General features: G+C 41.7%; 16 protein-coding genes. 12 read left to right on the top strand and 4 right to left on the bottom strand.

Annotation, left to right across the window (positions count from 1 at the left end):
• The first annotated feature begins 83 nt into the window (after positions 1-83).
• From M2132_RS11075 to pyrI, 5 genes are all read left to right on the top strand, one after another.
• On the top strand, positions 84-614 hold the full coding sequence (locus M2132_RS11075) for a hypothetical protein (RefSeq protein ID WP_280673537.1): 531 nt from the start codon (positions 84-86) through the stop codon (positions 612-614).
• A gap of 215 nt (positions 615-829) precedes the next feature.
• Entirely contained in the window at positions 830-3,568 is a 2,739-nt protein-coding gene (locus tag M2132_RS11070) for a DNA gyrase/topoisomerase IV subunit A (protein ID WP_280673535.1), read from the top strand.
• 21 nt (positions 3,569-3,589) lie between these two features.
• Positions 3,590-4,441, top strand: coding sequence for a DUF3316 domain-containing protein (locus M2132_RS11065; RefSeq protein ID WP_280673533.1), 852 nt, complete (start codon positions 3,590-3,592; stop codon positions 4,439-4,441).
• Between the two features lie 243 nt (positions 4,442-4,684).
• The gene (pyrB, locus tag M2132_RS11060; RefSeq protein ID WP_280673531.1) at positions 4,685-5,602 is read left to right on the top strand and encodes an aspartate carbamoyltransferase; all 918 of its coding nucleotides are present in this window, start codon (positions 4,685-4,687) and stop codon (positions 5,600-5,602) included.
• 21 nt (positions 5,603-5,623) lie between these two features.
• A complete protein-coding gene (gene pyrI / locus M2132_RS11055) occupies positions 5,624-6,088 on the top strand; it encodes an aspartate carbamoyltransferase regulatory subunit (protein ID WP_280673539.1) in 465 nt (154 codons plus the stop codon).
• Between the two features lie 109 nt (positions 6,089-6,197).
• Here pyrI and M2132_RS11050 read toward each other — a convergent pair whose 3' ends face one another.
• Together M2132_RS11050 and M2132_RS11045 are read right to left on the bottom strand one after the other, a co-directional pair.
• On the bottom strand, positions 6,198-6,779 hold the full coding sequence (locus M2132_RS11050) for a 30S ribosomal protein S16 (protein WP_280673529.1): 582 nt from the start codon (positions 6,777-6,779) through the stop codon (positions 6,198-6,200).
• 148 nt (positions 6,780-6,927) lie between these two features.
• A complete protein-coding gene (locus M2132_RS11045; protein ID WP_280673527.1) occupies positions 6,928-7,935 on the bottom strand; it encodes an aspartate-semialdehyde dehydrogenase in 1,008 nt (335 codons plus the stop codon).
• Positions 7,936-8,280: 345 nt separating this feature from the next.
• Between M2132_RS11045 and M2132_RS11040 the strand changes: the two genes are divergently transcribed.
• The 5 genes from M2132_RS11040 (at position 8,281) to M2132_RS11020 (ending at position 11,776) form a co-directional block, all read left to right on the top strand.
• Positions 8,281-9,030 (top strand): shikimate dehydrogenase, encoded by a 750-nt coding sequence (locus tag M2132_RS11040; protein ID WP_280673524.1) that lies wholly within the window; start codon positions 8,281-8,283, stop codon positions 9,028-9,030.
• Positions 9,031-9,062: 32 nt separating this feature from the next.
• Positions 9,063-10,271 (top strand): hypothetical protein, encoded by a 1,209-nt coding sequence (locus M2132_RS11035; protein ID WP_280673522.1) that lies wholly within the window; start codon positions 9,063-9,065, stop codon positions 10,269-10,271.
• Between the two features lie 160 nt (positions 10,272-10,431).
• Positions 10,432-10,848, top strand: coding sequence for a DUF2141 domain-containing protein (locus M2132_RS11030; RefSeq protein ID WP_280673520.1), 417 nt, complete (start codon positions 10,432-10,434; stop codon positions 10,846-10,848).
• Between the two features lie 33 nt (positions 10,849-10,881).
• Positions 10,882-11,502: a hypothetical protein gene (locus M2132_RS11025; protein ID WP_280673518.1), complete on the top strand. Its 621-nt coding sequence runs from the start codon at positions 10,882-10,884 to the stop codon at positions 11,500-11,502.
• Positions 11,495-11,776: a transcriptional regulator gene (locus M2132_RS11020; RefSeq protein WP_280673516.1), complete on the top strand. Its 282-nt coding sequence runs from the start codon at positions 11,495-11,497 to the stop codon at positions 11,774-11,776. Before M2132_RS11025 ends, M2132_RS11020 begins: the two co-directional genes overlap by 8 nt.
• A 70-nt stretch (positions 11,777-11,846) precedes the next feature.
• Here M2132_RS11020 and M2132_RS11015 read toward each other — a convergent pair whose 3' ends face one another.
• Positions 11,847-12,269, bottom strand: a complete 423-nt coding sequence (locus M2132_RS11015) for a thioesterase family protein (RefSeq protein ID WP_280673514.1) — start codon at positions 12,267-12,269, stop codon at positions 11,847-11,849.
• A gap of 225 nt (positions 12,270-12,494) precedes the next feature.
• On the opposite strand from M2132_RS11015, the gene dnaN reads away from it, so the two are divergent.
• Both dnaN and M2132_RS11005 read left to right on the top strand, forming a co-directional pair.
• Complete coding sequence (gene dnaN, locus M2132_RS11010; RefSeq protein WP_280673512.1) at positions 12,495-13,619, top strand: DNA polymerase III subunit beta; 1,125 nt, start codon at positions 12,495-12,497, stop codon at positions 13,617-13,619.
• 111 nt (positions 13,620-13,730) lie between these two features.
• Positions 13,731-14,501, top strand: coding sequence for a 3'-5' exonuclease (locus M2132_RS11005; RefSeq protein WP_280673510.1), 771 nt, complete (start codon positions 13,731-13,733; stop codon positions 14,499-14,501).
• 79 nt (positions 14,502-14,580) lie between these two features.
• Here the strand turns inward: M2132_RS11005 and M2132_RS11000 are convergent, their stop codons facing one another.
• Positions 14,581-16,221 carry a sulfatase-like hydrolase/transferase gene (locus M2132_RS11000; protein ID WP_280673508.1) on the bottom strand — a complete coding sequence of 547 codons (1,641 nt, stop codon included), beginning with the start codon at positions 16,219-16,221 and terminating at the stop codon, positions 14,581-14,583.
• Between the last annotated feature and the right edge of the window lie 270 nt (positions 16,222-16,491).

Genomic DNA, 16,491 nt, shown 5'->3' with positions numbered 1-16,491 from the left:
CCATAAACGATACAAAGATAAAACTTAAAACATTTATAGAAGCTAAAGCCTTGTACTAAAGTACATAGTTTTAACTAGCGGTCTTGAAAAATAAAACATACCCGATATACGAGTTTATTTCTAATCCAACAAAGAAAGCTCAAATAAAAGCTGCCGTTGATCGCCATATCGCAAATGCTCAACTGAATATGATGTGTGTAATGCCTTTATATTTATATTATCATACAGCCACAAAAACCCACACAACTTCCCACAAATGGGATCTTCAACCAAATTCCGGCTATATTGAAAAAGGAATAGCTGGCTATGTATTGTGCGACCAAGAACCTGGAACAACAGCTTTATGGCAATATTATTTCCACAAAGGAACTCCATATCAAAACAACAACATTGTTACAACCGGAGTTTGGACTACTAACGACATAAGAGAGAAATGGCATTTGGGCTATGTGTATCCATTCCAAGCACCGGGCACTATACCTTTATATGAGTTTATGCAACGAGACACCAAAAAACCTGTTGACCATTGTACAACAGCTTATTACGAAATCATTCAGAATAAGCTACAATATCGTGCCGACTGGAGTGTTGGTTATGTATATCCTGTCGATTAATTAATATCAACAAATAAAATATTAAACAGAGAGTGTCCGCAATTGGTTGCTCTCTGTTTTTTTATATCTACACACATAGATATTTTAGCTACAACAAAAACAAAACAATATGAGCAGGCATTCCTGAAGATTCGGAGACCGATTGCATTTGAAATATTCCTCAAAAAAAAGTATCTTTGAATGAATTTTTCGACAAAACTCTTTTATACCAGCATATGCTTCCTGAAGACATAATTGATGATAACACCGAGAATATAGAACCTGATTTCGTTGACGAGAATAATATCAGCAATTCAAGCGAAACAGGCGAACATTCAGAATACAAAGTCCCTACAAAAGACTCCGACAATCAATTACACCTATCGGGCATGTACCAGAATTGGTTTCTGGACTATGCCTCGTATGTTATTCTGGAGCGTGCCGTTCCGCATATTTCGGACGGATTGAAGCCTGTGCAACGCCGCATTCTGCATTCTATGAAACGCATGGACGACGGGCGCTACAACAAAGTGGCAAACATCATCGGGCACACCATGCAGTTTCACCCTCACGGCGACGCCTCCATCGGCGATGCGCTGGTACAGCTGGGGCAGAAAGACCTCTTGGTAGACTGCCAAGGAAACTGGGGTAATGTGCTTACCGGAGACGGTGCGGCAGCCCCACGTTACATAGAGGCCCGTTTATCGAAATTCGCATTGGATGTCGTTTTCAACCCCAAAACAACAGAGTGGAAACCTTCGTACGACGGGCGTAACAAAGAACCCATAACCCTGCCTGTAAAATTCCCCTTACTTTTGGCACAAGGTGTGGAAGGTATAGCTGTGGGGCTGTCGTCAAAAATACTGCCTCACAACTTCAACGAACTTTGCGATGCGGCTATCGCTCATCTGAATGGAGACGGATTTACGCTTTACCCCGATTTCCAGACAGGTGGCTATATCGACGTAAGCCGGTATAACGACGGGCAGCGTGGCGGAGCGGTGAAGGTAAGGGCCAAGATATCGAAACTCGACAACAAAACCCTTGTCATAACCGATATCCCCTACGGACGGACAACAAGCACCGTGGTAGACTCCATACTGAAAGCCAACGACAAAGGCAAGATAAAAATTCGCAAGGTAGACGACATTACCGCCAGTAATGTTGAAATACAGATACATTTGGCACCCGGCGTATCGTCCGACAAGACGATAGACGCCCTTTATGCCTTTACCGATTGCGAGATAAGCATTTCGCCAAACTGCTGTATCATAGAAGACAACAAACCTCACTTCCTGAATGTGAGTGATGTGTTACGGTTCACAACCGAAAACACAAAGTTCCTGTTGATGCGCGAACTCGAAATACAAAAAGGCGAACTGCTGGAGCAACTACACTTTGCATCGCTCGAAAAAATATTCATCGAAGAGCGTATCTACAAAGACAAGGAGTTCGAAAACGCCAAAGACATGGACGCAGCCGTAAAACATATCGACAAACGGCTTATTCCTTTCTCGAAAGATTTTATCCGCGAAGTAACCCGCGAGGACATTCTCCGGTTGATGGAGATTAAGATGGGGCGCATCCTCAAATTTAACAAAGAAAAGGCCGACGAACTGATAGCAAAAATCAAGACCGAAGTTGAGGAGATAGACCACAACCTGAATAACCTGACCGATTATACTATTTCGTGGTACGTGATGCTGAAGGAGAAGTACGGCAAAAACTACCCCCGGCAAACCGAAATCCGCAACTTCGACACTATTGAAGCCACAAAGGTGGTCGAGGCCAACGAAAAACTATATATCAACAAAGAAGAAGGCTTCATCGGCACATCGCTCAAGAAAGACGAATACATCTGCAACTGCTCCGACATAGACGATATCATAATCTTCTATAAAGACGGAAAATATAAAGTTGTGAAAGTGGCCGAAAAAATGTTTGTCGGCAAGAACGTACTATACGTAAACGTATTTAAACGTAACGACACCCGCACTATTTACAATGTTGTTTACCGGAACGGAAAATTGGGAGCGCACTATATAAAACGCTTTGCCGCAACAGGCCTGAGCCGCGATAAGGAATACGACCTCACACAGGGTGAAGCGGGTTCGCGTATCGCTTACTTCAGTGCAAACCCGAATGGCGAAGCCGAAACGATACGTGTAATACTGAAGCCTAAACCCCGGCAAAAAGTTTTGCTTTTCGAGAAAAACTTCAGCGACATAGCCATCAAAGGACGGCAGTCGATGGGTAATTTGCTCACAAAAGCCGAGGTGCACAAAATTTCACTGAAACACCGTGGAGGGTCTACCCTTGGCGGACGTAAAGTGTGGTTCGACCCCGATATTCTGCGCCTCAACTACGACCAGCGGGGCAACTATCTGGGCGAATTCCAAAGCGACGACCAAATTCTTGTTGTAAACCAGAACGGTGAATTTTATACCACAAATTTCGATTTAAGCAACCATTACGAATCGGGTATTGTACGCATCGAGAAATTCAATTCGAACAAAAACTGGACAGCCGTTCTTTACGATGCCGACCAAAAATATTTCTATCTGAAACGCTTTACGTTTGATGCCACGGTAAAAAAACAGAATTTTTTGGGCGAAAATCCCGAATCGCGCCTCATATTGCTGACAGACGTTGTTTATCCCCGCATACAAATAACTTTTGGCGGGCACGACGATTATCGTGATCCCCTTGAAGTGGATGCCGAAGAATTCATAGCCGTCAAAAGCTTCAAGGCCAAAGGCAAACGCCTTACTACATTCGAGGTGAGAACGGTTACAGAGCTTGAACCCACCCGCTTCCCCGAAGAGAGCGAAGCGATGGAGAAAAAATTTGAAGTGAACCTCGATGACGACGACGAAGCCGACAACCGCTCCGAAACCGATATTATAGACGAAATCACGGGGCAAAAGTCCATTGAGTTCGATTCCGGTTCAGGGACAGAAGAAAACGCAGAGTAACCTTATCATTCGCGATAATATATGACCAAAAGGGTAAAAAAAACAATCTTCCTCACACTGGCTTGTTGCCTGTTGCATCTGACGGCTCTGGGGCAGGAAGATACCGTTTTTATATCCAAGCCTGCCACAAATACCGCCACTCTGATAGGTGTTGGCAACTCTAACCTGTACGACACATACCTGTCTATACTGAAATATAAGGGTACATCCTTCCACCTGATGAACGAACGCATGCGGCAAACAACATGGTTTGACGGGAAATTCACCAAACAGCAAACCATCAATCTGGAATTTGCCTTTGCCGAAAACCCGTATGGCAACGTCAACGAGTATTGGGCAATGCTCGATTACAGTCTGGGCGGGCACTATAATTTTTATAAGACCAACAAACTCCGCCTTTCGGCCGGCGGTTTGTGGAACACTGCCATAGGGGTGCTTTACAACGAGCGTAACTCTAACAATCCGGCAACGGCACGGGCGTATAGCAACTTGCAGCTATCGGCCATCGCGTTCTACAAATGGAATGCTTTTACCTTCCGCTGGCAGATAGACACCCCTATTGCAGGGATATTGTTCTCGCCACAATATGGGCAGTCGTATTACGAAATTTCGCTGGGGAATACGGTCAATGTAGTGAATTTCGCATCGCTTCACAACCAACGGGCATTGCGCAACTACATAAGTGTGGACGTTCCCATAAATAAAGTGTCGCTGCGTTTTGGCTATCTGGGCTCGTTCTATCAGACCAAAGTACATGGCATTCAAACGCACACCTATTCCAATAGCTTTATGATAGGGATTGTCTCCGAATCTATCAATCTGAGCGGAAACGGCATAAAAAAGAGCAGGGTGAAAAGCTCTTTTTACGATTAAAGCGAAAATTTAGGAGACTTGTTGTTCCAATAACGGATAATTCTTTCTAAATTTGTTAGGTAATATTAATACCGCATTCATTTCTTTTTCTGATGAAACAGTATTTTATGTTATATGCAACGCTAAAGAGCCATCAGCTCGAACCAATATCTGATGGTAGCTTATTTGATTTTTTATTTTTCAGAAGATATTTACAGTCCTCAAAAGAATAATTCTTTTTGAGGGCTTTTTTTATAACATTATATGAACAACAGGAGTTTAGTAGCTATTTCAGATTATCAGAAAGAAGACATACTTCGTATTCTGAAGCTAACAGAAAAATTTGACGAGAACCCAAACCGCAGGCTTTTGGAGGGAAAAGTATGCGCAACGCTTTTCTTCGAACCCTCTACCCGTACCCGCTTGAGTTTCGAAACCGCCGTAAACCGTCTGGGGGGGCGCATCATTGGTTTTACGGATGCGGCAACCACCAGTTCGTCGAAGGGCGAAACACTGAAAGACACTATCAAGATGGTAAACAATTATGTAGACCTCATCATTATGCGTCATTACCTTGAAGGTGCTGCCCGCTACGCCTCCGAAGTGTCGGACGTGCCAATCATCAATGCCGGCGATGGAGCTAACCAGCACCCCACGCAAACCATGCTCGACATTTACTCCATCTACAAAACGCAGGGTGGGCTGGACAACCTGACTATCACTGTAGTAGGCGATCTGAAATACGGCAGAACGGTGCATTCGCTTATCAACGGGATGTCGCACTTCAACCCTACGTTCCACTTCATTGCGCCCGAAGAACTAAAGTTGCCCGACATCTATAAAATATTTTGTGACAGCAAAGGGATTAAGTACTACGAACATTCCGATTTTTCGGAAGATGTAATAAACCAATCGGATATCCTGTATATGACCCGTGTTCAGCGCGAACGTTTTACCGACTTGATGGAATACGAAAAAGTAAAGAACGTGTATATACTGCGCAAAGATATGCTGCGTAATACACGAGACAATCTGCGGGTGCTGCACCCCCTACCCCGTGTCAATGAGATTCAGCAGGATGTAGACGAAAGCCCCAAAGCCTATTATTTTGAACAGGCAAAAAATGGGATGTTTGCCCGGCAAGCAATTATTTGCGACAGTTTGGGAATCAATGTAGAATAAAAAAAACGGTTAAACGAAAAGATTATGCCTCAACAAAGAAAAGAACTGCAAGTAGCAGCATTGTGCAATGGCACGGTGATAGACCATATACCATCCGATCAGGTTTATAGCGTGGCCGATCTGATTCGCCTCGAACGCCTCGACAACCCCATAACCATAGGTTGCAACCTCGAAAGCCGCAAAATGGGAACAAAAGGCATCATAAAAATCACCGATAAGTTTTTTGAAGAAGAAGAAATAGACAAGATTGCCTTGGTTGCCCCCAATGTTGTGCTGAACATAATAAGAGACTATCAGGTTGTAGAAAAACGCAGGGTTACGCTGCCCAAAGTAATCAAGGGCATCGTTAAATGCAACAACCCCAAATGTATTACCAACAACGAGCCCATGAAAACCATGTTTTATGTGCTGAACCCCGACAATATCATCCTCAACTGCCACTATTGCGACATAAAAATAGAGCAGAAAGATATCATCCTGAAATAATTGTAATTGTAAATATCCCCCAAAAAGAAACAAGCCCTAAATAACCTTCAAACAGATTATTTAGGGCTTTGCCTTAAAAGTTTATAGTACTGCGTACTTTTTTCTTCTATTACTCAGCGCTTTCAGCAGCAGGAGCTTCTGCCTCAGGTGCAGTTTCTTCGGGAGCAGCAACCTCTTCGGTAGCTGTTTCTTCAACTGCGGCAGCTTCTGCACTGGCTTTAGCGGCAGCTTCTTCAGCTTTTTTCTGAGCAACGGCTTCGGCTTTAGCTTTGTTTACTGCTTTTTCTGCCTCAAGGCGAGCTTTAGCATCAGCTTCGGCTTTAGCTATATTGCCCGATTTTACGGCATCAACAGCTTTTTCTTTGCTTGCTTTCCATGCTTGGAATTTAGTTTCGGCATCAGCCTCAGTAAACGCTCCTTTAGCAACACCACCAAGCAAGTGTTTCTTCAAAAGAACACCTTCGTGCGAAAGTATGTTACGTACCGTATCGGTTGGTTGCGCACCTACTTGCATCCAATACAAAGCTCTATCAAATTCAAGAGTTATTGTAGCAGGATTAGTGTTAGGGTTGTACGAACCCACTTTTTCAATAAATTTACCATCACGTGGTGCTCTGCTATCTGCGATAACGATCTGATAGTAAGGGTAGTCTTTACGACCTCTTCTTTGTAAACGGATTTTTGTAGCCATTTCTTTTCTTGTTAATGTTTAATTATACATAATTGTTATTAGCGGGCACAAAGATAAACATTGTTTTTGGAATACCAATTGTCAAACGGAATATTATTTTCTGCTAAAATGCAGATTTATTGTCATTTTGCTCCCTTTAAGGGCATTATCAGATTGCCTTTTCACGAATCAGGTACTCGGCTATCTGTACGGCATTGAGGGCTGCACCTTTCTTAATTTGGTCGCTCACCGTCCAGAAGGTCAATCCATTAGGGTTTGATATATCTTTGCGTACGCGCCCTACATATACCCCATCTTTGCCCGACACGAACAGGGGCATAGGATAATCTTTTTCCGCCGGATTGTCTTGCAGGATAATACCTTCGGCTTGGGCAAAAGCGGCTTTGGCCTCGGCAACCGATACGGGGCTTTCCGTTTCCACCCATGTGGCTTCGGAGTGCGCGCGGACAACGGGCACACGTACACAAGTGGCACTCACCTCTATGTCAGAGTGCATAATCTTACGTGTTTCGTTATACATCTTCAGCTCTTCTTTGGTATAATCGTCGTCGGCAAACACATCTACTTGCGGTATAAGGTTGTATGCCAATTGATAAGCAAACTTTTCTACATAAACAGGGTTCTCGTTTACAATCTCTTTAAACTGGTTCACAAGCTCGTCCATGCCCGATGTTCCCGCACCCGATGCCGCCTGATAGGTAGCCACATGCACCCGTTTTATATGCGATATGCGCTCTACGACTTTCAGTGCCACAACCATTTGTATGGTTGTGCAATTTGGGTTTGCAATGATGCCACGGGGTCTTACTTTAGCATCCTCCCCGTTTACTTCGGGTACCACCAGAGGGACATCGTTATCCATGCGGAAGGCGCTCGAATTATCAATCATTACGGCACCGTGCTTGGTTATAGTTCCGGCAAATTCAACCGACGTGCTTCCCCCTGCCGAAACAAAAGCTATATCTATATCCTTGAAATCGTCGTTATGCTTCAATTCCTTAACAATATATTCTTTTCCGGCAAAGCTGTAAACCCGTCCTGCGCTTCGTGCAGAGCCAAACAAAGTTAGTTCACTTATAGGGAAATTACGCTCGCCCAACACCTTCAAAAATTCCTGTCCCACAGCACCGCTTACGCCAACAATAGCTATTCTCATTGTCTTGATATTCTTAATCTGAAATTGTAAATTATGTTCTTGTATATTCTTTTTTGCAAAGGTATAAATTAATCGAAATGAATATCTTTGCCGAGAAAAAAGTTTGCCCTCCGTGGCGCATATATTTACATAAAAAAAGTTTATCTATCTTTAGTAATTGTTTAAATTTTAATCAATGAAGTATTTTAATTCCAAAACGGCTCTTTGCTTGTCAGAAATTTTATCGTTTAGCCCGCTAAACTCAAAAATTTTGACTGCGAAATAGCTCGTCTTATCTCTTAAAATCATATTCTTGAAAAATTTAAACAGTTACTTAGTTTCAAAAATTAAAATACAAGCAAGCATATGCCGACATTCGGACTGGTAGGTTTTCCTTTGGGACACTCGTTTTCAAAAAAATATTTTGTCGATAAATTCGTACGGGAAAACATCGATGCCCAATATCTTAACTTTGAACTATCCGATATAGGGCAAATCGAAGAAATACTAAGTCACCACCCTACCCTCAAAGGGTTGAACATAACCATCCCCCATAAAAAACGAGTGATTAAGTATCTCAACTTGCTTGACGAATCGGCACAAGCCATAGGCGCGGTCAATGTTGTGAAAGTTGAAAGAGATTCGTTCAATAACAAAATCACAACGATAGGTTACAATACCGATGTTGTAGGCTTTCAGAAATCTATCGCTCCGCTGATAAATAAAGACATCCACAAAAAAGCCCTGATATTGGGGACTGGTGGCGCAGCCATGGCTGTGGCGCAGGGTTTAAAAAATCTGGGAATAGAATACCGGTACGTATCGCGTAGCAAAGCGGATGGCGTTTTCACTTACAGCGAACTTGATGACAGCCTTATGAGCCAATATACCATCATAGTTAACGCAACGCCCGTAGGTACTTTCCCCAATGTTGATGAAGCACCCGACATACCCTACCATATGCTCACAACGGAACATCTGCTTTACGACCTTGTGTATAATCCCGAACAGACGATGTTTCTTCGTAAAGGTTCGCCCCACACCTCTTTATTAAAAAACGGGATGGAGATGCTCATACTTCAGGCCGAAGCCGCTTGGGAAATCTGGAACGGGTAATTCTTTTTTTTAAGCATATCTCAAAAAATAATATGATTCACATATTCAACCCCGGACACGAAAACGCTGTGCAGAATGCCTCTCCTTATTATATGCCACCCGCCAATGTGGCAATCATGCAACGCGAATTGGCGTTTTTGCCTGCGTGGTACGCACAGGAAGGCGATTTTGTGTTTGTACCTCAATCCGTTGACGAGGCTTTTTTCCGGTTTTTGCAAGAAAAGTTGAATCTGAACGTCCATCCTTTTTCTGTGGAGGATGTTCCTGCCATTGCAACCCAGCTACGGAGGCAATCTGTTTGCCTGTGGGGAATATCGCCCCAAGCCATAAACCAAGCGGAAGAATTGAGCGCACAATCGGACCTCGGTCTGGTTATCCCCCACTGGAACGATACCTACAAAGAGCTTTGCAGCCGTGAAACTTCACGGCGGTTTCTTCAAGAGATTATTGGCAGCATTCAGCAAATACAGAAAGAAATACTTCCCATTACCTGCCACAGCCTTGAAGAAATAGAAACGCTTGTAGAAGGCAGTCCCCACCAGTTGCTCGCCAAAGCACCCTATTCGTCTTCGGGACGGGGTTTGCTGTGGCTACCCGTTGGCAGGCTGACAAGAACCGAGCGTCAGATACTACACGGCATGCTAAAAAAACAGCAAACCGTAACTCTGGAAAAAGTACTGAACAAACAAACCGATTTTGCTATGGAGTTCCTGATAAATGAGAACAAGGAAGTAATTTACGAAGGCTTGTCGTTGTTCCAAACAAATAAACGGGGCGCATATCTGGGTAATACGTTGGCACGGCAAGATGTTTTGTTGAACAAAATATCAGAGAAGATAGATGTAGAATTGTTGTTACAAACACAAAACCTGTTGACGAAACTTATCAGCAACGAAATAGCTCCCTATTATACGGGATGCGTGGGTGTGGATATGATGGTTTACGAGGATGGCGGGCTGTTCCGCCTACACCCTTGCCTCGAAATCAATATCCGGTATAATATGGGATATCTGTCGTTAAAGCTTTTTGAAAAATATATAGACAGTTTATCTACCGGCATCTTCAAAATAGACTTTTCCGCAAAACAAGATGTGTATAAACAACATCAAAACTATTTGGAGACATATCCGCCGATTGTACAAAATGGCAAAATATCAGAAGGTTATCTACCCCTTTGTCCAATATCCGAAAACAATAAATACCATTCTTATATTCTTATCAAAAAAAATCACATAGTATAAATATTTAAAAACAAGCACATTGCACAACAACCACCGCAGCCACACAAATTAATTTCATAAAATAATTTGGTTTATATTATAAACTACTTTATATTTGCATTATAATCATGATTAATTATGCTATACTAAGAATTAAAACAACAACTAAAAACAAATGATTATGAAAGCAATAGTAACAAATATCTTGGCAATTGGCCTTATGGCTTTAAGTTCGCTCAATGCGCAAAACAAACTTACAGTAAACGTAAACGGAGCGGAAGATGATGTGAAAGGAAGAATCTTTATCTCAGTTTGCAACTCACCCCAATCTTTTATGAAAATGGGTGTTTACAACAAAATAGTGGAAGTGAAAGCTACAAAAACAACAATCAGCTTTGACGATGTTCCAAACGGCGAATATGCCGTTATGCTCTTCAAAGACGATAACGACAATAACACCATCGACTTGGGTGAGTATGGCATCCCTACCGAAAAATACGGATTCAGCAATAACATAAAACCAACAGGTATCCCTACATTCGATGCTTGCAAGTTTGAAGTAAACGAAAACACCACTATTGATATAAATTTGCAATAATTCATTATTTCGTTCTTTCAATAAACAACCGTCATGGAAAAAACATTTACAGAAAAAGACAGCCTAAACCTCATTAACGAAATGATATTACAGGCAAGGAATAACTTCCGGAAAGATTCGGCAACGGCAATTATAGTATCGGGATACAGTGTGGCAGCCGTAGCAATTCTTAACTTTGTGCTGTTGCACGTCATTGAGCCAAGCTATTTATCGTTTCACGTATGGTGGCTCATGATTATTCTATGGTTGGTTACAATATACATCAATCACAGCAAGGATAAGCAAACTCTTGTAAAAACGCATATAGACAGGATAATAAGCAATGTATGGCGCGGATTTGCACTATCGGTAGTAGTTTTGATGGCTACGATATTCGGAATAGCATTCGCAACCAACAACTGGAGCATAGCACTGGGTATAACTCCGGCGATACTGATACTCACCGGATTTGCCCAATACATCACAGGCATAGTATGTCGTTTCAGGCCTTATGTGAGTGGCGGGTGTGTTTTCTGGCTTGGTGCTTTGGCTACCGTAGGGTCTTATTTTCTGAATATGGCAGAGCTTCAGTTTATCATACTGGCAGTTTGCATGATATTGGGATTTGTTGTTCCCGGACATCTAATCAATAAAAAAGCGAAAGAAAATGTTTAAGGAACTTGATCCGTTGCTACACTCCCAACTCCGTTTGGCAATAATGTCTTTGTTGCTTTCGGTCGAAGAGGCAGACTTTGTTTATATCCGCCAAAAAACCGGAGCCACAGCCGGCAACCTGAGCGTACAGATAGAAAAACTAAGCGAAGCCCGTTATATTGATGTCAGAAAATTCATTGATGGAAAGAAACCACGAACCGTTTGCCGGATAACGAAAACCGGCATAGACGCTTTCCAGAAATATGTTGATGCCCTGAAAGGATATATAGGATAAGGAACGAAACAGAGCCTAACTTCATTCATTAATGAGATTAGGCTCTGTATGTATTATCATGCATCAATCTTTACTTCCAACTCTCAACATAACGTTGAAACTCGGTGTGATTGTCTACGAACTCGGGTTTCGATAGTTTTCCGCCAACCAGACTCACAACCTCTATTTGTGCCATTGAACAAATCTGACCGTCAGGTATGCGCACTATCTCCTGATGAAATATATAGCGTACGCCCTTTTTTTCTATTTTTTTTATTGTGCATAAAAACCTGTCCATACCCAACAGAGATGTTTTGTATTTTATCTGCACTTGCGATACCACAAGGTCAAGTCCTTTGTCGTGCAAGTTCTTGAAGTTTAAGTTGCACATTTCTAAAAACTCGTGCCGTGCAACTTCGTAGTAATGCTGGTAATTGGCATTGTTCACAATTCCTTGGGCATCGCACTCATAATCGCGAACTTTCATCTCATATCTGAAAACAGGTTCATTCATAGCTCACAGTAATTAAAATTTATAAGCGTTAAAAATTTAACTGCAAAGTTATTCCATTTCAATCAAAATTATCCGATTATTAGCGAAAGTATGCGCTTAAACCTAAAAAAGCACAAGCAAAAAAATACAAAAGCAGCCCTTGGTGACACTCGTTTAAACTTGTACTTTTGAAAAATATCCTTACATTTGTTTTATTAAGTACAATAAAAAATAAAAGAAAAAAATATGAGATTTGTTGTTTCGAGCACTTCTTTGCTAAGTCATTTACAAGCAATCAGTAAAGTGATAAACTCAAAAAATACACTGCCCATTCTGGATTGCTTTCTTCTCGATTTATCGGGCAATACGCTAAGACTAACAGCTGCCGATACGGAAACCCGTTTGGAAACGATGGTAGAAGTACAAGATGTGGACGGTAGCGGTAAACTTGCAATCAACGCGAAAAACCTGTTGGATCCGCTGAAAGAGCTGCCCGAACAACCCCTCACATTCGAAATTAACGATGCAAGCCTCGAGGTTTTCATTTTCTTTCATAACGGGAAATATAATTTCATCGGACAGAGTGCCGAAGATTATCCCCAACCCAAGCAACTAAACGATTCGGCTATCAGCCTGAAAATGGATCCGCAAATCCTTTTCTCCGGAATAAACCGTACTCTCTTTGCCAGTGCCGACGACGAGTTGCGCCCTGTAATGAACGGCGTATATTTCGACCTGACCACCGAAGACCTTACCTTTGTTGCCTCCGACGGGCACAAGCTGGTGCGTAACAAAACGCTTGCCGTGAAAGGAGCCGACAGAGCATCGTTTATCTTGCCTAAAAAACCAGCAAATTTGCTGAGAGCGATTCTACCCAAAGAAACCGAAGAGGTTGAAATCCGTTTCGACGAAAATAATGCCTATATCTATATGTCGGGCTACACAATGACTTGCCGCTTTGTTGAAGGACGCTATCCGAACTACAACTCGGTTATTCCGCAAAACAACCCAAACAAAGTTGTTCTTGATCGCCTTGCTTTCCTCAATGCCTTGAAGCGCGTATCGGTTTTTGCTAATCCGGCCAGCAGCTTGGTTAAATTACAGTTGTCGGACAACCAAATACTTGTATCGGCTCAAGACATAGACTTTTCGACCGCTGCCGAAGAAACCATCGCCTGCCAGTACGAGGGAACATCAATGAATATAGGGTTTAAATCGAATTTTCTTATCGAAATACTGAATAATATGCCCACAACCGATGTTTCGCTGGAACTTTCAGATCCTTCGCGCGCGGGGCTTATTATCCCTATCGACAAGGAAGACGACGAAGACCTCCTTATGCTACTTATGCCAATGATGCTCAACGACTAAAATACCATAAAAGCACAATAAAATCCCTGAAAAACTTTATCACTTCTTTTTTTATGGTAAATAGAGGTGATAAGGTTTTCTTAATTAAAAGCTATATACCGCTTAAAAGAAATGGAACTGAACCTGAAAAACCCGATAATATTTTTTGACCTCGAAACAACAGGAACTAACATCGCACACGACCGTATTGTTGAGATATCCTTAGTTAAAGTTTTTCCAAACGGAGATAAAGAGATTAAAACCAAACGTATCAATCCCGAAATGCCTATTCCTCCCGAATCGACGGCAATACATGGCATTACAGACAATGACGTGAAAGATGCGCCTACCTTCAAACAGATAGCAAAATCGCTGGCCGATCAAATAGAAGGATGCGACATAGCCGGATTCAACTCCAGCCGCTTTGATGTTCCTTTGCTTGCCGAAGAATTCCTCAGGGTAGGATTAGATGTAGACTTCACCCGGAAAAAACTTATCGATGTTCAGGTAATTTTCCACCGAAAGGAACAACGTACCCTCGAAGCGGCTTATAAGTTTTATTGCGATAAAACACTCGATGATGCCCACTCGGCCGAAGCCGACACACTGGCCACATACGAGGTGTTGAAAGCACAGCTCGATCGCTATCCCGATTTACCCAACGATATCGGAAAACTTGCCGAAGAATATTCCGCATTCAACAATAATGTAGATCTTTCCGGGCGCATCATTAAAGACGAAAATGGCGTTGAAGTGTTTAATTTCGGGAAACACAAAGGAAAACCTGTTGCTGAAGTCTTAAAAAAAGAACCCAGCTTTTATGCTTGGATGATGGATGCCGATTTCCCTCTAAACACAAAACAAGTTTTGACAAAAATAAAACTAAGGGAAGCCGGAAAGTAAAAACGATACCGCATCAAGAGCAAATTGGCTGCATTCTCAAAAGATTACTTCTTCCTTATCTTGGAAGAAGACGCAACCTTTATTTCAATTCGTCAAAAAGATAGGTTTTATAATCGGTCTGCAATACAAACTTGCTGTGGTTGATAGCCTCTTTTTTTCGGGAAGAGTCTATTTTATATCCCATAATTTCGCTCATAATGAATGAAGTGCAAGAGCTATTCAGTTTTTTTATCTGAGGGTTATAATAAGAACGGAAAAGTGCATCCAACGATGTATTGTCATAGTTATTTGTCATTACAACCAGCGGAATCTTGTACTGAACACTTCCTCCATTAAGAATACCATGCCCAACGTTTATTATTTCGCCATGATCTGAATAATAGAACAACAATGACGAGTTAGGCATATCTTGCATCGATTCATACAAGCGTTTCAATACCCTGTCGGTATGATGAATGCTTTTATCATACTGATTAAATGTACCCGACGAACCCAATTGTTTTGTGTCGGCATCATCGAAGCGACTCTCGTAACTGATATGGCTTCCCCGAAGGTGAACCACTATAAATTGTTTCGCTTCCGTTTGTTTCATCTGCTCCCGCACTTTTTCGGCAAGAACAAGGTCGTCGCGTTCTTCGCTTGTATCAAAATACTGACGATTGGCAGTTTTTGCTATTGACGTCACGTAGTTGTTCTTTGACCCATATTGCTCCTGATTAGACATCCAATAGGTTTCATAGCCTGCGGCTTTAGCCATCTCTATTATATTTTTTTCGTTCGAAAAAGGTATAAAATTGCAAGGAGTTGCAAAAGTCAGCGACCTCGCAATCGCTTCTATTGTGAATGATGCCGGAGATATAACTTCACTATAATGAAACATATGCGACTTATCGAGGGAAAGACTATCCAAAAATGGAGTTGTTTTTACGGGATAACCATACAACGAATAATGGGTGTTCAGCGAACTTTCACCAATAACTAATAATATTTTTTGAGGAGCATTAAGCTGCATCTCCTTATCTAAAATTACTCCGGCAGGAAAATCTCTTTGGGTATTTGACACCTTATATACAAAATAGCAGTTTTCTAAATACTCAGACATCACAAAAAAATCGCCCAATACCAAAGGGTATTTACACGAAATATTTGAGGCTGAAAGTAAAAACGACATTGTCTTTATGTTAAATAAAGGCTTTTCAGAATCCTCTTCGTTTTGTCCGATTCCATAAGACAGAACAAAAGGTAAAACAAATACAATACCCAAAAGAGTAGTCAGACAATGCCATACTTTCACTTTTTTGATTTTGCTTACTTCCTTGCAGCTTTGGTAGAGCAAATAACAAGTTATTGCATAAACAGCCACCCCAACAGACAGCATGCTAAAAGAAAGAACTTCCGATGCTTCATCTTTCGATGTTTCGACAATAGAGGCAAAAATCCCAACGGTCAGGAATGACTTGAAGAAAAGAAAATACACAAAATCGAAAGAAATAACAAATGCCAAAACCCCTACCAGAACCTTTCGGATTTTTGTTTTGGATATAAGAATTCCGAGAATAATTAACGAAAGTGCATTAAGCAAAGCAAAAATAACCGAACTGAAATACCCTTTCTCTAAACTGACAATACGTATAAAAAAAGGAAGAATGGCAAGAAAAAGAAATAGTACGATTGTAAATTTATAGTTCCTTATTTTCTCTAAAACATACTTCGAGGTCATAAATAGCACTCTTTATTAATTCTTAGCTGATTGGGTGTACACCACGCTGCAAAGATATAATAGAAAACGACAACGGATTTCATTTCCCGCTACAAAATAGGGGTGTATGATATTCCTCATATGTATATACATACAACGAAAAAATCCCTCACCTATGATTGGTGAAGGACTCTCCCTCTGATTTAAGTTGGCGGCTACCTACTCTCCCACATTTAAGCAGTACCATCGGCGTGACCGGGCTTAACTTCTCTGTTCGGAATGGTTAGAGGT

Source organism: Dysgonomonas sp. PH5-45 (assembly GCF_029893235.1).
GTDB lineage: Bacteria > Bacteroidota > Bacteroidia > Bacteroidales > Dysgonomonadaceae > UBA1309.
Note: the sequence above shows the minus strand (reverse complement) of the source record. Positions and strands in the feature narration are given on the sequence as shown.